This window comes from Dickeya sp. MK7 (assembly GCF_000406305.1).
Classification (GTDB): Bacteria; Pseudomonadota; Gammaproteobacteria; order Enterobacterales; family Enterobacteriaceae; genus Dickeya; species Dickeya fangzhongdai.
On sequence record NZ_CM001984.1, the window covers coordinates 753628 to 769738 of the forward strand.

Genomic DNA, 16111 nt, shown 5'->3' on the forward strand with positions numbered 1-16111 from the left:
TTTTCCTCGTGATAATGCTCACAAGGTTATGGGCGTTTGCCTAATTTTCCATGTCATAATTTCATCATATGGGAGATATTGCCTAATGACTAAATGAAACACAGCCACAATAATTTAAATAAAACAGGGTTTTTCTTTAATTAATACATGGTTCCTTTTTTGTGATGTTGATCTCTCTGCCGTATGGCGACAGAGAAATATATCTGCGCTTTGCTTGATACAGACTTACGCCATATATCTGATGCATTTTTCGATACACACAGTTTATTGCTGAAAATCTTGTAAATGAGTTAACTATCCAGGCAGGTAACAACGTGAAAATAGAATCGATTGATGTCACCGTCTTCACCTATCCCACTCGTCGCGTCTCCGACAGCGCCGGACATTCCCATCCCGGCGCCGAGAATCAGGCCCGCATGGCGTTACTGACGATCAGCACCGATGAAGGTCACAAAGGCTATGCGTTTGCGCCGCCGGAAGTGATCCGCCCGTATGTGGTGAACAGCTTTTTCCGCAAAGTGCTGATTGGGCAGGATCCGTTTGATCGCGAGCGGTTGTGGCAGGATCTGGTGCACTGGCAGCGCGGCAGCGCCAACCAGTTGACCGACCGCGCGCTGGCGATCGCCGAGCAGGCGCTGTGGGATCTGGCCGGGCGCGCGCTGAACCTGCCGGTGTACAAACTGCTGGGCGGCTACCGCGATAAAGTGCCGGCCTACGGCAGCACCATGTGCGGCGACGAGCTGACAGGCGGCCTGTCCACGCCGGAAGAATACGGCCAGTTTGCTGAAAAGCTGGTGAAACGCGGTTACAAGGCCATCAAACTGCACACCTGGATGCCGCCGGTGTCGTTCGCGCCCAGCCCGAAAATGGACGTCAAAGCCTGTGCGGCGGTGCGCGAGGCGGTGGGGCCGGATATCTGCCTGATGCTGGACGGCTACCACTGGTACAGCCGCAGCGAGGCGCTGTATATCGGCCGTGAACTGCAAAAACTGAACTTCACCTGGTTCGAAGAGCCGATGGAAGAGCAGAGCATGGCGTCCTACAGCTGGCTGAACAAGAATCTGGACATTGACGTCATCGGGCCGGAAAGCCTGGGCGGGAAATATTTCAGCCGCGCCGACTGGGTGAAAGAGGGCGCCTGCGACATTCTGCGCGCCGGGGTGCAGGGCGTGGGCGGGATTTCGCCGTGCCTCAAGGTGGCGCATCTGGCGGAAGCCTTCGGCATGGATTGCGAAATTCACGGCAACGGCGCGCCGAACCTGGCGGTGGTGGGGGCGATTAAAAACTGCCGCTGGTACGAACGCGGCCTGCTGCATCCGTTCCTTGATTACGACGAACCTGTCGCCTACCTGAATTCTCTCATCGACCCGATGGACGACGACGGATTCGTTCATCTGCCCCAGCGTCCGGGACTGGGGGAAGACATTAATTTTGACTGGATTGAAGCGCATACCCTGAGTCAGGCGTAGCGCTTGCGGTCTGTACGCGAGTAACCACTAAAAAAACAAATGTTGTCGTCTTCCATACTTCCACACCTGGAGAAGAATAATGAAAGCACGAGCAATACTTCGTACCCTGCTGTTGAGCACACTGTGTATGGCCGCCACGCCGGCCATGCTGTCAGCCAAAACCCCTGACGATCAACTGATTGTCGGCATGAACATGAACAACATGCTGTCACTGGATCCGGCCGCCATGACCGGCAATGAAGTGGTGGGGGTGGTCGTAAACCTCTATGACTCGCTGGTCGAACTGGACCCCGACAACCTGAGCCACGTTTTGCCCGCGCTGGCGAAAAGCTGGAGCGTCAGCGACGACGGCAACGTCATTACCTTCAATCTGGTCGATAACGCGAAATTCCATTCCGGCAACCCGGTGACCGCGGAAGATTTTGTCTGGTCAATGAACCGGCTGCTGCATCTGAACATGGCGCAGGCGACCACCTGGAAATCGTACGGCTTTACCGCGGAAAACGTCGCGAAGATGATCCGCGCCAAAGATGCCCATACGGTGGAGATCGAACTGCCCAAGCCCAACGATCCCAAGCTTATCATCTACTCGCTGGCGACGCTGGGCAGCGGCTCGGTGCTGGATCGCAAAACGGTGCTGCAACACGAGAAAAACGGCGACTGGGGCAATGGCTGGCTGACCACCAATGAAGCCGGTTCCGGCCCCTTCAAGCTGGATGTGTGGCAGGCGAAAGATGTGCTGCGCATCAGCCGCGTCAGCGGTTACTGGCAGGGCGACGCCAAAATGAAGCGCGTCATTTTCCGACATATGACCGAATCGCAGGCGCTGCGGTTGATGATCGAGAAAGGCGACATTGACGTGGCGACCGGCATGTCGGTGCCGGATATCAATGCGCTCAAGCAGGATAAAGACGTGACGGTGAAGGAGGTGACCAAAGGCACGCTGTATTACGTGGCGATGAGCCTGAAGAACCCGTACTTCGCCAATCCGAAAGTGCGCGAAGCGGTGCGTTATCTGATCGACTACAACGGCATCAATAACACTGTGATGACCGGCTATGGTTTCTATCATCAGCGCCCGATCCAGAAAGGGATGGACGCCACGCTGCCCGATCCGGGCTACAAACTGGATGTGGCGCGGGCCAAAACCCTGCTGACGGAAGCGGGCTATCCGAACGGGTTTGACACCACGCTGCGAGTGCTGTCGGATCAGCCGTTCCTGAACCTCGCCACCTCCGTGCAGTCCACGCTGGCGCAAGCCGGCATCAAAGTTCAGATCCTCTCCGGCACCGGCAATCAGGTGTATGGCGCGATGCGCGATCGCAAGTTCGACATGCTGGTCGGGCGCGGCGGCGGCGGCGTCGATCCTCATCCGCATTCCAGCCTGCGTTCCGTGGTCTACAACCCGGATAACAGCGACGAAGCCAAACTGACCAATTTTCAGGGCTGGCGCACCTCGTTCTACGACAAACAGCTGAACGAGATGATCGATCAGGCGTTGCTGGAAAAGGATCCGCAAAAGCAGAAGCTAATGTACATCGACGTCCAGAACCGTTATGAGGCGCTGTACCCGGCCATTATCCCGGTTTCCCAGATGATCGATTCGGTCGTGCTACGCAAGGATGTCATGAAGTATGTGCCGCATCCGTCCTCCACGACCCATCTGCGGGACGTGTACAAGCAACGCTAGTTGGCGACGCAGAACGTCAACGTGAAATCACTGCGCCGGCGGCGGCCTGATGTCCGTCGCCGGCCGGGGGCTCGGGAGAAAGAACATGGTTTTCTCTGATCGGATCAAACCAGGCGAGTGGCTTAAACCGGGCGGCGTGTTGCGCCGGCTGGCGAAACGCTTATTCCAGGTTGTGGTCACATTGTTCGGCTTATTGATCCTGACGTTTGTTATCGGTCGCGTCATGCCCATCGATCCGGTGCTGGCGATCGTGGGGCAGGATGCCGACCAAAGCACCTACCAACAGGTTTACCAGCAACTGGGGCTGGATAAGCCGCTATACGTTCAGTTTTGGATCTATTTCAACGCGCTGCTGCATGGCGATCTTGGCAATGCGCTGCTGACCGGCCGCCCGGTTATCGACGACATTATTCGCGTTTTTCCCGCCACCATTGAACTGGCGACGATGGCGATCATCGTCGGCGCCGGTCTGGGCGTGCCGCTCGGCGTGCTGGCGGCGGCAAGGCGTGGCAAATGGGCGGACTATGTGGTGCGTTTCATCAGCCTGGCCGGCTATTCCACCCCGATCTTTTGGGTGGGGATGATGGGGCTGCTGGTGTTCTATGCCTGGCTGAACTGGGTTGGCGGCGCCGGGCGGGTGGACATGGCCTATGACGGGCTGGTGGAAAACCGCACCGGCCTGCTGTTGGTCGACGCCATGCTGGACGGCAACTGGGAGGTGTTTCGCAGCGCGCTCAATCATCTGGTGCTGCCCGCCACTCTGCTGGGGTTCCACTCGCTGGCGTACATCAGCCGCATGACGCGCAGTTTCATGCTGGCGCAGCTGTCGCAGGAATACATCATCACCGCGCGGGTGAAAGGGCTGTCGGAGTTTCGCGTCGTGTGGGCGCACGCGTTCCGCAACATTCTGGTGCAACTGCTGACGGTGGTGGCGCTGGCTTACGGGTCGCTGCTGGAAGGCGCGGTATTAATTGAAACCGTGTTCTCGTGGCCGGGGTTTGGCTCTTATCTCACCGGTAGCCTGTTGCTGGGCGACATGAACGCGGTGATGGGTTGTGTCCTGCTGGTCGGGTTGATTTTCGTCAGCCTGAATCTGCTGTCGGACATGCTGTATCAGGTCTTTGATCCGAGGACGAGAGTATGACGATTTCCTCCGAGCCGGTATTGCGCGCCCGGCCGCACAAGCGCGCCGGCCGTTTGAAGCTGCGCGGCGCGCGTATTCTGGGTTTTCTGTCGCTGTTGATGCGCAACCCGCTGACGGCGATAGGGTCGGCGATTGTTCTGGTGCTGATGCTAATGGCCATTTTTTCGCCGTGGCTGGCCACCCATGACCCGCTGGCGCAGGATCTCGCCAACACGCTGCAGGCGCCGAGCGCCAGCCATTGGTTCGGCACCGACGAGTTCGGACGCGATGTGTTTAGTCGTCTGGTGTACGGCTCCCGCATCACGCTGTATATCGTGGCGCTGGTGTCGATCACCGTCGGGCCGATCGGGCTGCTGCTGGGCGTGGTCGCGGGGTATTACGGCGGGGTGGTCGACACCATTCTGATGCGCATCACCGATATCTTTATCTCTTTTCCCAGTCTGGTGCTGGCGCTGGCGTTTGTGGCGGCGCTCGGCCCGGGGCTGGAGCATGTGGTGATCGCCATTACGCTCACCGCCTGGCCGCCGATAGCGCGTCTGGCGCGGGCGGAAACCCTGTCGCTGCGTCAGGCTGATTTTGTCTCGGCGGTGAAACTGCAGGGCGCGTCTTCGCTGCGCATTCTGCTGCACCACATTGTGCCGCTGTGCCTGCCGTCGGTGATTATCCGTATCACCATGAACATGGCCGGGATCATTCTGACCGCGGCCGGTCTGGGCTTTCTCGGGCTGGGGGCGCAGCCGCCCGACCCGGAATGGGGGGCGATGATTTCGGCCGGCCGCCGCTACATGATGGAGTGCTGGTGGCTGGTGACGATTCCGGGGCTGGCGATTTTGATCAACAGTCTGGCGTTCAATTTCCTTGGAGACGGCTTACGTGACATCCTCGATCCCAGAACTGAATAATGTGAATGCGGCTCACCGCAAGCTGGAAGCAGGTTCGCTGCTGGAGGTGGACAATCTGCGGGTGAGTTTCGTCAATGGCCGCGCGGTGACCGATGCCGTGCGCGGCGTGTCCTTCTCGCTGGGGTGTGAAAAGCTGGCGATTGTCGGTGAATCCGGCTCCGGCAAATCCACCGTCGGGCGCGCGCTGTTGCGGCTGCATCCGCGTAGCGCCCGCATCACCGCCGACCGGATGGATTTTAACGGCATTGACCTGCTGGCGGCGGATGAAGCGCGGATGCGCCAGATTCGCGGCAAACGCATCTCCATGATCATGCAGGATCCTAAGTATTCGCTGAATCCGGTAGTGTGCGTCGGCGATCAGATCGCCGAAGCCTATCTTGCGCACCACCGCGTCTCGCGGCAGGCGGCGAAGGAAAAGGTGATTGCGATGCTGGACATCGTGCGCATCCGCCAGCCGGAACGGGTATACGGCCTGTACCCGCACGAGGTTTCCGGCGGTCAGGGGCAGCGCATTATGATCGCGATGATGCTGATCACCGAGCCGGAAGTGGTGATTGCCGACGAGCCGACCTCGGCGCTGGATGTCTCCGTGCGCCTGCAGGTGCTGGCGATGCTGGATGATCTGGTGAGCGAGCGCGGTCTGGGGCTGATCTTTATCAGTCACGACATCAATCTGGTACGCAGCTTCTGCGATCGGGTGCTGGTGATGTACGCCGGCCGGGTGGTGGAATCGATCGCGGCCGTCGATCTGGACCATGCGCAACACCCCTACACCCGAGGTTTGCTCAATTCATTGCCGGATATCGATCATCCGCGGCCGCGCCTGCCGGTCATGAATCGCGATCCAGCCTGGCTTAACCCCTAAGGAGCGCATATGACGACTGAGGCAAACCACAAGACGCGGGCGATGATTGAGGTGCGTAACCTGAACCTGACGTTCGGCGAGGGAAGCGCGCAAAATCAGGTGCTGTACGATGTGAATCTCACCGTCAATGACGGTGAGATCTTCGGTCTGGTCGGCGAATCCGGTTCCGGAAAAACCACGGTGCTGAAATGTCTGGCCGGGCTGTTCAATCACTGGCAGGGGCAGTTATGGATCGATGGTCAACCGCTGGCGCATCGTATCGAGCAGGCGCGCTGCCGACGGGTGCAGATGGTGTTTCAGGATCCCTATGGTTCGCTGCACCCGCGTCATACGGTGGAGACGATTCTGGAAGAACCGCTGTTAATTCATCGCTTCGACGATCGGGATGACCGTATCGGTACGTTATTGGGCAAGGTGGGGCTGGGACCGCAGTTTCGCCGCCGCTATCCTCACCAGCTTTCCGGCGGGCAGCGTCAGCGCGTGGCGATCGCCAGAGCGTTGATTCTGGAACCGCGGGTGCTGCTGCTGGATGAACCCACCTCGGCGCTGGATGTGTCCGTGCAGGCGGAAATCCTCAATCTGCTGGCGGAATTACAGCAGCAGGAGAAATTGACCTACCTCATGGTGACGCACGATTTGGGGGTGATAGCGCACCTGTGCCACAACGTCGCGGTGATGCAATATGGCCGTATTCTGGAAACGCTCGCGATCGGCGATTTAGCCCGCGATACGCCCAAAAGTGCTTATACCACGATGTTGGTGGATGCCAGCCGACAGTACAGTCGGGATTTGGCGGTGCGATCGGAGCGGATGTAAACCGGGCGTCTATGGATGGATGTGCATAAGACGGATGCGTAATAAGACGGGAGGGCGACGGCGGTTGCCTTCCCGTTTCCATTCTGGAAACGGGCGGATAAAAGGTTGACATTGATAATATTGAGAATGAAAATCATTTGATTGTTTTCTGACGAGCCAGCAACGTGAATCACTCCGCCGCCCTTTGCCCCGAACAGGCTGATGACCGCCATGATGACCAACGGCGTGTGCAGCAGATCTATTCCGAGCACCATTCCTGGCTGCAAGGATGGCTGCGGCGTCGCCTCGGCTGTTCCCAGCAGGCGGCGGATCTGGCGCAGGATACCTTTCTGCGGTTGCTGACGCACTTTCCCGCCGAACCGATTCGTGAACCGCGCGCCTGGCTTAGCACCGTGGCGCATGGGCTGATGGTCAATCACTGGCGGCGCAAAGATCTGGAACAGGCGTATTTGCAGACGCTGGCCAGCCAGGAGTTTGTGGTCAGTCCGTCGCCGGAAGCGCAGGCGATGATCGTCGATGCGCTGGTGGAGATCGACGCGTTGTTGTCCTCGTTGTCGTCCAAAGCCCGACAGGCGTTCCTGTGGGTGCAACTGGAAGGGCTGACCTATCGTCAGGTAGCGGAACGCCTGATGGTGTCGGAGCGCATGGTGAAAAAGTACATGGCGCAGGCCATGCTGACCTGCCTGACCGCTCAAGCGTAATACCATGACGTCGCCGTCCTCCTCCTTGTCTTCCGATATCCTGTCCGCCGCGGCGGAGTGGTTCGCCACGCTGCACGACGAAGGATGCGGCGAACAGGAGCGGCGCGCCTGGCGCCGCTGGCTGGAGAGCGATGAACGTCATCAACTGGCCTGGCGTCAGGTGGAACAGATTCAGGCGCGTTTTCAGACGCCGGACAACCGGCTGATCTCCTCGGTGCTGAGCCGTCAGGGGCGCGAGCGGCGTAGCGCGCTTAAACTGCTGGTGCTGACCAGTGTGAGCGGGGCATTAGGCTATAGCCTGCCGTGGCGCAGCTATGCCGCCGATTATCGCACCGGCGTGGGAGAACGCCGTCAGCTGACGTTGGCGCAAGGGGTTCAGGTATGGCTGAATACCGATTCGGCGCTGAATGTTCGCCATCAGAACGAGGAACTGGTGCTGCAACTGCTGTCGGGTGAACTGTTGCTGGAGCGAGCAGCCGGCGGGAATACGGTGCTGCGGCTGGAAACGGGGCAGGGCAGCGTGATGCCCGCTTCATCTTGTAAGCTGTCCCTGCGAACCTGGGAGCAGCGCAGCTGTCTGGCGGTGTTCGGCGGCGAAGCGCACTTGCAACTGGGCGCCGGAGCTGACCATCGCCTGCGGTTGCCTGCCGGGCAAGAAGTGACTTACTCGCGCGAACAGTGGCAGCCGCCGGTGGCGGTGCAAGCCTTCCGGCAAAGCTGGTCGGGCGGCGTGCTGGTGGCCGATAATATGCGGCTGGATCAGTTGACCGGGGAGATCGCCCGTTATCAGCGGCTGCATTTCCAACTGGATGACGGCGTGGCGGCGCTGCGTATTTCCGGGGTGTTCCCGTTGCAGGACACCGAACGGCTGTTCAATGCGTTGACGAAAACCCTGCCGATCACCCTTTCTCAGCGTTTTCACTGGTGGGTGATGATCCGCTCGCGTCAGGCGTAATTTCCTGCCGTTTCTGAAATTTTTCCCGCCATTACCTTGTCTATCCACACGATAGACGCCCAAAAATGACGCTAATCACGCTGGTGTTTCGTGGTTAAAATGCTAAGAATGGTCGCTGAAATATTATTTCACGGTCAGAGTATTGCCACCTCTGGCGACGGGGCGATCCCCTTCGTTGGCAGGCGCTGCGATTCCCCTGACGTAGCAGTACGAAACAGGATGTCATATGCAGTTGTTGAATTTGAAACAGGCCAGATTGTTGAGCTTCGTCTTTATCATGGGGGGGCTGTTGCTCTTGATTGAGCTGCGCCTGCTTGCCTGCTTTATCGCCGGTTTTTTGGTGTATGAAATCATTAATCTGCTGACGCCGTATTTCCAGAAGGTGATCAGCGGCAAACGCGCCCGGCTGGCGGTGGTGGCGGTGATCAGCACGCTGGTGGTCTGCCTGTTGAGCGTGATTTTCGGCGCGTTGGTCGGGTTGCTGATGCAGGAAATGAAAGACACCAGTGTGTTCAACGCCCGCATCGCCTTTATTCTCGACGATGTGCAAAAGCAGATCATGACCTACCTGCCGGGCTATCTGCCGGTCAGCGTGGAGGAGTTGCAGCACGAGTTCGTGATGTGGCTGCAAAAGCACGTGGTGATGCTGCAAAACATGGGGAAAGATTTCCTGCACGGTTTCGTCACCATGCTGATCGGCATGATCCTCGGGGCGATCATCTCCCTGTATAACATCGAGCCGACGGTGGATAAGCCGTTGCTGAAAACCGAACTGATGCACCGGGTGGCGCTGTTGTCCTCCTCGTTTCGCAACATCGTGTTCGCGCAGGTGAAGATTTCGCTGGTAAACACGGTGCTGTCCGCCATTTTCATTCTGGGCGTGCTGCCCGGCTTCGGCATTCATCTGCCGTTTGCCAAAACGCTGGTGGTGCTGACCTTCATTTTTGGTTTGCTGCCGGTGATTGGCAATCTGATCTCCAACTCGGTGGTGTTCATCGCCGCGCTGTCGATTTCTGTGCCGATCGCGCTGCTGGCGCTGGTCTATCTGATGCTGATCCACAAACTGGAGTATTTCCTCAATGCCCAGATTGTCGGCACCCGCATCAAGGCGCACGCCTGGGAGATTCTGCTGGCGATGCTGGTGTTTGAAGCCGCATTCGGTATTTCCGGCGTGATTGCCGCACCCATTTACTACGCCTACCTAAAAAGCGAACTACGGGAAGCGGCGCTGATTTAGGCTGCGCCTGCATCATTACCGGATGCAGCCTCAGCCGCATAACCATTCATAGCCAGGTCGTGTGCGCAGACGACCTGGCTATGTTTTCGTAGATAGTCATATATTACTCTGACAATAATAATGTTTTCCTGATTATCTATAGGTGATGATGAACGTCATATAGCCAACGTATTGGTAATACGAGATATATTATAAATATTAGAGCCACCCTTTCGTTAAATAGATATCCTTGTCTTTTATTTTTTTATTGTAGGCTGAAAAAACATCAGTTTCTGGGCTGATGATTTTTATAAGAATAAGGCTATTTGATGCCTTTAATTATTATACCCGTCATACGTTAAATTGCAGGAGTGCTGTCTTTATTACCTGGCCTATTCATGGCCTCGTCCTGAAGGCCAACGCGTTGCGTTGTTCAAAACGCAAGTGTTTTTTTTCTGCAACTAAAACTGTTTTGGGTATATAAATAAAATATATTGCTCAAGGATAGGAGTAATTATGGATTATAGAATACTTCAGGGGATTTTCTCTGGATTGCCTTCTGTTGACGATCCGCGTTTCTATTTATTTGATGATTTCTATCAGAATAATAAAATCGACGTGCTCGCAACATTACCCTGGCTGGTTTCCGAATTAATTGAAAATGATGGGTTCGACATAATGCTGGAGTTTGTCAGGCGTTATGGCGGCTGTCGGATCTATATTAATAAAGATTATGCCGCGTTTACACAAAAAGTAGGCATCGCGTTATCGGAAAAAACATACCGGAACATGTTACTGCACTCAGCTTCTGATAGTGTGCTGGACATTCCCTCTGCATGGGGGATCTATCTGAAGCTGAGAAATGTTGCGATTAGATTGCTATTACAGTCAGGCGTGAACCTGGAGCAGATCGCGCGGGATTTTGGCATGACAGAGCGTGCGTTACGAAAAATTATGGCCGACGGATAGTCGGCCGCATCATCTGACTATTTCGTGGCAGTATATATATGCGGCTGAAAACGATTGGGAGTTATTCAGCCTTTAACTCTTCAATTGGTATGCCTAACGTTTGCAGATAAGGTAAAAAATAGAAAGGTAATGGCGGCGGATAAAATAATACGACTGACTGAACCGATTTTTGGCACAGCGAGTAGTCCGAAACGCACCAGATATATATTATGGTACGTTCCGGATGATACTGTTGTCAGGTTATTGCGGCTGTCGCGTTGAGAGAACCCGGCTGGCACAGAAAAGAAGAATACGCTCGGTCAGGCGGCTACCTACATAGTGCGGCGCACAGATAACGCGCCAGCATAAATAGAATAAAGATAGACACAAAAGTCGTGCTGGCCTGCTGCCCCAACACCAGCATGGAAAACGTCAGTACCGTATTACATCCAACCCAGGCGCACAGCAGTATGTCACGCTGTCGTGACCAGGCCCCTGACTGGGAGAGCTTGGTTTGTTGCGTCAATCCTTTTGTACCCCAACTAATATCGCTGAAATTCGCCACAGAATAGCTCGTGAGATAAAAGTGGAAGAACGGCAGACTCGGTAAATAAAAAACTGCTACGCGCCATAACGTATTTAGGTTCCTCAATGAAGATAAGAGCAGCGCCAGTAGCGGCACCAGCAGGAGAAAGCTGCCTGGCACCGGGTGGTTACTGATGTTGATAAGCATGATCAGATTGATGATGAGCCCCATCATGCTGATGGCAAAACTATGCAGGCGTACCCCCGTCGGGGTGTTGACGTTGTATATCCGACTGAGCCACAGCACGCCGCACCAGAGCCCAAGCAGGCTGCCTGCCGCCACATAGCGTGCGGTTTCACCGAATGAAGTCGGAACGAATGATTCGACACCCGCGGCTCCCAATACACTAAACAGCGAAGGGAAGAGAAACAAGGTAAGCAGTTGGCTGTAATTCCAGAACAGGGACGCGATGATTTGCCTTTTTCTGGCCGATGAGAGCGTGTTTTGTCGCCATAGCGCGGGCAAGGCCAGCAAGGTGGTGGCTCGTACCGCCAGTGTGCTGTTAATCCAGCGGCGCCGTTGTCGCACCAGTTCGGCAAAGGTGTGGCAGGGATCGGTTTCCAGTATGGCGTCAGAACGATATTCGGTCGTAGAAGGCGGAATACTCTCCCTGACTATCTCAAACCCCAACACCCGATCTTCAGCCAGAAATTGGTTATGCTCCAGCAAGCCCTGCGGGTGCAGGCCGCGTAAATAACGCTGAAGTGGCGATGACGTGGTTGAAGACGGCATGCTGAACGTTGCATAGCGAATCAGGCTGCATTGACCCGGCACGACCTCCATATACCCCAGCCGTTGGTTGACGGGCCAGTCAGTGATTTTTTCCCACCAAAAGTCGCCATATTGCCAGTTCAGTATCAGTCGCCGGTCGGTCGGCGGCGGGGTGAGGATACGGGCTGTCACCGCCCCACAGTGGTGGTGTTCTTCCAGATAGTCATGCAGGCGAGACAGGCAATGAGCATCGGGAACAGAGCCGGTATCAATTTGCAGAGCATAGCTCGGCGTGATCAGCCGGCAAATATGGCGGAAAAACCAGCTGTGTGAGTCCAGTTTGCCGCGATTATGGTGCTTAAGAGCCAGTACCAGCGTCACCGATGATAATGCGTTCTGTGTGGGGGAGATGCGTGGCGACGGCGGCAATATTTCACTGGCGGATAAGGTAAGGCACTGAAGCGTCAACTGGTTACCCATATTTTTATCGGCGTCGGAAGGCGGTGATGGAGAAGACAGGTCAAAACCCAGCGAAGACAACTGTGTCCGAGTTTGCGGATGCAGTGCCGCTTCGCCATCGGTAACCATGCATATCACCAGCGGGGGCGACGGCGCGTCTTCGAGCGTGGTGGAAAACTGGCTGGCGCACAACGCTGTCAGCGTATTCAGCAGCGCTGCGGGCGGCTCATTGTATAGCGTTACACAGGCCATTATTTTACTGGTGGCAGGTAAGTGCCGGGGATAAATCAGTCTGCCCTCCGGCAGCGCTTCAATCGCTACAGCAAACGTATCCGTCTGTGGTATTGCCCGGTTTCCGGCGGCAAGAGCGGGGGAAATCCTGTTCATGAGAGTCATCCTTGTCAACATGAGCGTTTAGGCCGAAAGGCGCAAGGCCAGTGGTTCAAAGCCTTCATTCCGTAATGGATTGTGAGGCAGCCGCCAAAAATCGGTCACAATACTGGAGTAAATACGGCGAAAGTCAGTGGTAAAGTATGGATTTCCCGCCTCATCCAGCTTACCAAGGTCACTGGGTGAGCCATAAATCCCGCCGCTTAACGCGCCGCCCAGCAGTAGGGCGACACCACTGGTGCCGTGATCGGTGCCGCCGGAGGCATTTTCCTCCGGGCGACGGCCAAACTCGGATTGCACCAGAATCAGCGTGTCCTGCCAGGTGCCGATGTCCATTAATCCCCGCCGTAATCCCATCAGCAGCGTGGCCACCTGATGTAATAGCGGACGGTGCAGTTCATTCATCAAACCATGTAAATCAAACCCAGACATGCCTAGCTTAAATACCGGCGTGTCTACATCGCAGGCAATCAGCCACAGGAGTTGTGCGCCCTGAATGTAAATCGGCTCCAGGTAGCCGTACTCGCTGCTCCTGAACAGCCGTTCGAACGGGTTGGGGCGGTTGAGTTTTTGCCGGATTCGTTGGCTGATATCGCGATGGTTTTCAAGCAATGAACGGATGTAGTGAGTCGCTGAATTAGGCGCTTGAACGGCAGGCCGTAGCGCCACGTCATCGGAGGACATCAGGGCGCTGGTATCCTGAAGTTCCAGAATGCGTACCCCCTCTTGCTGTAGAAACGCGGGCGAACCAGAAAAAACGATGCCGTTGGCGTCATGGGGCACGGCCCAGCTACGGTTTGCCGCGATAGTGCGTCCAGCCCATCCGGAACGCTGTGCTGTGTCAACATAGCCGGTGTTCCAGATAGCGGTGGAATCGAAATGCGACAGCGATGGATTGGGATAGCCTGCGTCCGGTATCACGGCCAGCTCGCCGCGCTGATAAAGTTCTCCCAGAGGTTTGAATGACGGGTTAAACGCCAGCTCATCACTTAAGCTGATCCAATCCTTGGGGGAAATCGCCAGATTGGGGCGGTAGCGACGATAGAGCGGGTCGCGGTAAGGAATGAGCGTATTCAGCGCATCGTTGCCGCCAAATAATTCCAGAATAATCAGCCGACGCCGACCGGTTTGCCGACTCAGCGCCTGAAGATTTTCCGCCAGCGACGATGTTGGTAATAATGACACCAGCGGCAGCGAACCAAACAGTTTCAGCAGGTTTCTGCGGGTACGCAGGATAGATTTATCCATAACAACTCCATGAGTTATTTCAGGTTATATGCCGGGTCTAGCGTGAGGAGCCGGTAGATTTGCTGTTGCAGACTTAACACCTGGCTGACGGACGTTTCCTGCATCATCGGTGCCATATCGTCGGTGAACGTTGGCATGAGTGGCGGCATTTGAGTCAGTGGGGGCGGCGTGTTAGCCGATGCTTGTTGCGGCATCAGCTGCAGGCGCGCCGTACCGTATTCGATACTGGAATTCAACGGTGTGCGCAGGTCGTCCAGTGACGCCTGTTCCGGACTGCTTGCCGGGTTCAGCGTGAATTCCAACTGGGCGTCGCAATAAAAGGAGGCTGGCGGCACCCCCAGTGGACAACGCCCGTATGTGGTATTGACCCAGCGCGACCCCGCCGGGTTGTAACGCTGCCCGTTCAGCGCTATCCAGTTGATAAATAGATGGGTATCCACATCCGTCAGCGTAAAGGCGATGGTGACGGTTTTCGGGTTTGCCGGCAGTGCGGAAACCGGGATATGCGCGTTTTCCCACATCGGTTTCATCGCCGCAGACTCATTGGACGCCTTCTCGATACCCTGGGTGTGCAAACCGGCCTGCGCCGTGATATCGGCTACCGGCCGGCCGTTGACGCGCACGCTGAATTGCGCGGGCGTGCGGCGGTATTCTGAGTTGAAGCGGATATGCAGGCCGTCGGTCGGCGTCGCGGCGAGCTTGCGTGATTGATCAACGGCGACCCACAATCGTTCAATAATGCGTTTTCTGTTAATGATCTTGCTATTGTTAAGCCAGTGATAGCCCCCTTTCCAGCCAGAAACATCCGGTGCCAGGAACGGTTCCTGCCCCAGCACTTCGCTGTAGTCGGCCAGTACACGATAATCCGGCAGGCGCAGGCGGAAAGTGCGCGCAAATCCGACAACCAGATCCAGTGGTGATTTGATCAGACTGCCGCGGTTCTCCAGCGCCCAGAATGCCTCGCTGAGCAACAGGGTTTTCAGCAGTGCATTCAGGTCATAGTTACTTTCACGTAGCGTGGTGGCCAGTTGGGCAATTTCGCTAGCATTGGGCTGCAAGGATACGAATTCGTAGAAAAATTTGGCGGCAATCCGTTCCGCGGTGCTGGGTTGCCGCAGTAAAACCTCCACCAGTTGATCCAGTTCGTCCGAGGCGCTTGCGGCAATGGTTTGACCGAGTACGGTTTTTACGCCCGTGTCCCTGTCCTGCTCGTTGACCTTGTAATACCAACCCTGATTTTGGTCTACGGTATGCCCGGCCAGCAGGCGGGCCACCTGCTTAACGTCCTGTTCGCTATAGCGGCCGATGCCCAGTGTGAACAGTTCCATCAGTTCGCGAGCCAGATTTTCATTGGGAGAGATACGGGTGTTTTTAACGTTGTCCAGCCCGCTTAACATCATCGGATCGCGCAGTATTCCTTTCAGCAGTTCACGAAAGCTTTTTCCGCCCCATTGGCGAAACAACATCAGTTGATCATAAAAAGGCGCGGAAACGCGAGTGTTCTGGAAACGTGAAACAAAATGGTTGTGCCAGAACAGGGCCAGACGTTCGGCAAATGGCGAGGGGGTTTCAATCATTTCCTGTATCCACCAACTCTGCAACTGGCTAATTTCATTGATGCGATAAGCCACCACGTCCTGTTTTTCCCAGTCCTTGTCCCAGTAATTCGGGCGCGGTTGTGAAAGGTAAGACGGGGGTTGGAGGTAGTTGGGTTGCTCAAGTGATGATAATAACCGTGAGACCGCCTGCTCTTTGGATAACGGCAGTAACGCGTTGATATCTTGCTGACTGGCGCCAAAACTGGTTCGTCCCAGTAAATGCCTGGCTTCATCGACGGTCAGTGCGCTGGCGCTGGTACAAACCAGCAGCAAGATTCCAGCCATAGATGAACGGATGAAAAAGCGACGTGATAGGCGTGCGCAAAGGACGGAAAAGTATGCTGGCATCGTGGCTGTTTCCTTAGTGGTCCGAAACTACAGCATCCTGCTGTATGGACTACTTTATGGTGTTT

At 55.9% G+C, this 16111-nt stretch carries 13 protein-coding genes; 10 read left to right on the top strand and 3 right to left on the bottom strand.

What is annotated here, in order from left to right; translation table 11 throughout:
- Positions 1 to 314 precede the first annotated feature (314 nt).
- The 10 genes from DXXMK7_RS03500 to DXXMK7_RS03545 all read left to right on the top strand — a co-directional run bounded on the left by DXXMK7_RS03500 (position 315) and on the right by DXXMK7_RS03545 (position 10727).
- A complete protein-coding gene (locus DXXMK7_RS03500; RefSeq protein ID WP_038917882.1) occupies positions 315 to 1469 on the top strand; it encodes a mandelate racemase family protein in 1155 nt (384 codons plus the stop codon).
- 79 nt (positions 1470 to 1548) lie between these two features.
- Positions 1549 to 3159, top strand: a complete 1611-nt coding sequence (locus tag DXXMK7_RS03505) for an ABC transporter substrate-binding protein (protein ID WP_038917883.1) — start codon at positions 1549 to 1551, stop codon at positions 3157 to 3159.
- 85 nt (positions 3160 to 3244) lie between these two features.
- A complete protein-coding gene (locus DXXMK7_RS03510) occupies positions 3245 to 4303 on the top strand; it encodes an ABC transporter permease (protein ID WP_038917884.1) in 1059 nt (352 codons plus the stop codon).
- A gap of 98 nt (positions 4304 to 4401) precedes the next feature.
- A complete protein-coding gene (locus tag DXXMK7_RS03515) occupies positions 4402 to 5205 on the top strand; it encodes an ABC transporter permease (RefSeq protein WP_369831427.1) in 804 nt (267 codons plus the stop codon).
- Entirely contained in the window at positions 5177 to 6070 is an 894-nt protein-coding gene (locus tag DXXMK7_RS03520) for an ABC transporter ATP-binding protein (RefSeq protein ID WP_082202662.1), read from the top strand. The genes DXXMK7_RS03515 and DXXMK7_RS03520 overlap by 29 nt, the downstream gene beginning before the upstream one ends.
- A 42-nt stretch (positions 6071 to 6112) precedes the next feature.
- Positions 6113 to 6886: an ABC transporter ATP-binding protein gene (locus DXXMK7_RS03525; protein ID WP_193745948.1), complete on the top strand. Its 774-nt coding sequence runs from the start codon at positions 6113 to 6115 to the stop codon at positions 6884 to 6886.
- A 227-nt stretch (positions 6887 to 7113) separates the two neighbouring features.
- Positions 7114 to 7587 carry a sigma-70 family RNA polymerase sigma factor gene (locus DXXMK7_RS03530; protein ID WP_038917887.1) on the top strand — a complete coding sequence of 158 codons (474 nt, stop codon included), beginning with the start codon at positions 7114 to 7116 and terminating at the stop codon, positions 7585 to 7587.
- 4 nt (positions 7588 to 7591) lie between these two features.
- The gene (locus tag DXXMK7_RS03535; protein WP_038917888.1) at positions 7592 to 8542 is read left to right on the top strand and encodes a DUF4880 domain-containing protein; all 951 of its coding nucleotides are present in this window, start codon (positions 7592 to 7594) and stop codon (positions 8540 to 8542) included.
- Positions 8543 to 8768: 226 nt separating this feature from the next.
- The gene (locus DXXMK7_RS03540) at positions 8769 to 9779 is read left to right on the top strand and encodes an AI-2E family transporter (RefSeq protein WP_038917889.1); all 1011 of its coding nucleotides are present in this window, start codon (positions 8769 to 8771) and stop codon (positions 9777 to 9779) included.
- A 495-nt stretch (positions 9780 to 10274) separates the two neighbouring features.
- On the top strand, positions 10275 to 10727 hold the full coding sequence (locus tag DXXMK7_RS03545; RefSeq protein ID WP_038917890.1) for a hypothetical protein: 453 nt from the start codon (positions 10275 to 10277) through the stop codon (positions 10725 to 10727).
- A 307-nt stretch (positions 10728 to 11034) separates the two neighbouring features.
- Here DXXMK7_RS03545 and DXXMK7_RS03550 read toward each other — a convergent pair whose 3' ends face one another.
- From DXXMK7_RS03550 to DXXMK7_RS03560, 3 genes are read right to left on the bottom strand one after another with little or no spacing between them, the layout of a single operon-like run.
- The gene (locus DXXMK7_RS03550) at positions 11035 to 12849 is read right to left on the bottom strand and encodes an addiction module (RefSeq protein ID WP_157987364.1); all 1815 of its coding nucleotides are present in this window, start codon (positions 12847 to 12849) and stop codon (positions 11035 to 11037) included.
- A gap of 27 nt (positions 12850 to 12876) precedes the next feature.
- Positions 12877 to 14100, bottom strand: a complete 1224-nt coding sequence (locus DXXMK7_RS03555; RefSeq protein WP_038917891.1) for a DUF1501 domain-containing protein — start codon at positions 14098 to 14100, stop codon at positions 12877 to 12879.
- Between the two features lie 14 nt (positions 14101 to 14114).
- Complete coding sequence (locus DXXMK7_RS03560) at positions 14115 to 15983, bottom strand: DUF1800 family protein (protein ID WP_231348839.1); 1869 nt, start codon at positions 15981 to 15983, stop codon at positions 14115 to 14117.
- Between the last annotated feature and the right edge of the window lie 128 nt (positions 15984 to 16111).

Bases quoted from the DNA above. Each gene is read 5' to 3' on its own strand.
- DXXMK7_RS03505 (WP_038917883.1), top strand. From the start codon at position 1,549: ATGAAAGCACGAGCAATACTTCGTACCCTGCTGTTGAGCACACTGTGT.
- DXXMK7_RS03510 (WP_038917884.1), top strand. From the start codon at position 3,245: ATGGTTTTCTCTGATCGGATCAAACCAGGCGAGTGGCTTAAACCGGGC.
- DXXMK7_RS03515 (WP_369831427.1), top strand. From the start codon at position 4,402: ATGCGCAACCCGCTGACGGCGATAGGGTCGGCGATTGTTCTGGTGCTG.
- DXXMK7_RS03525 (WP_193745948.1), top strand. From the start codon at position 6,113: ATGATTGAGGTGCGTAACCTGAACCTGACGTTCGGCGAGGGAAGCGCG.
- DXXMK7_RS03535 (WP_038917888.1), top strand. From the start codon at position 7,592: ATGACGTCGCCGTCCTCCTCCTTGTCTTCCGATATCCTGTCCGCCGCG.
- DXXMK7_RS03540 (WP_038917889.1), top strand. From the start codon at position 8,769: ATGCAGTTGTTGAATTTGAAACAGGCCAGATTGTTGAGCTTCGTCTTT.
- DXXMK7_RS03545 (WP_038917890.1), top strand. From the start codon at position 10,275: ATGGATTATAGAATACTTCAGGGGATTTTCTCTGGATTGCCTTCTGTT.
- DXXMK7_RS03550 (WP_157987364.1), bottom strand. From the start codon at position 12,849: ATGAACAGGATTTCCCCCGCTCTTGCCGCCGGAAACCGGGCAATACCA.
- DXXMK7_RS03555 (WP_038917891.1), bottom strand. From the start codon at position 14,100: ATGGATAAATCTATCCTGCGTACCCGCAGAAACCTGCTGAAACTGTTT.
- DXXMK7_RS03560 (WP_231348839.1), bottom strand. From the start codon at position 15,983: ATGGCTGGAATCTTGCTGCTGGTTTGTACCAGCGCCAGCGCACTGACC.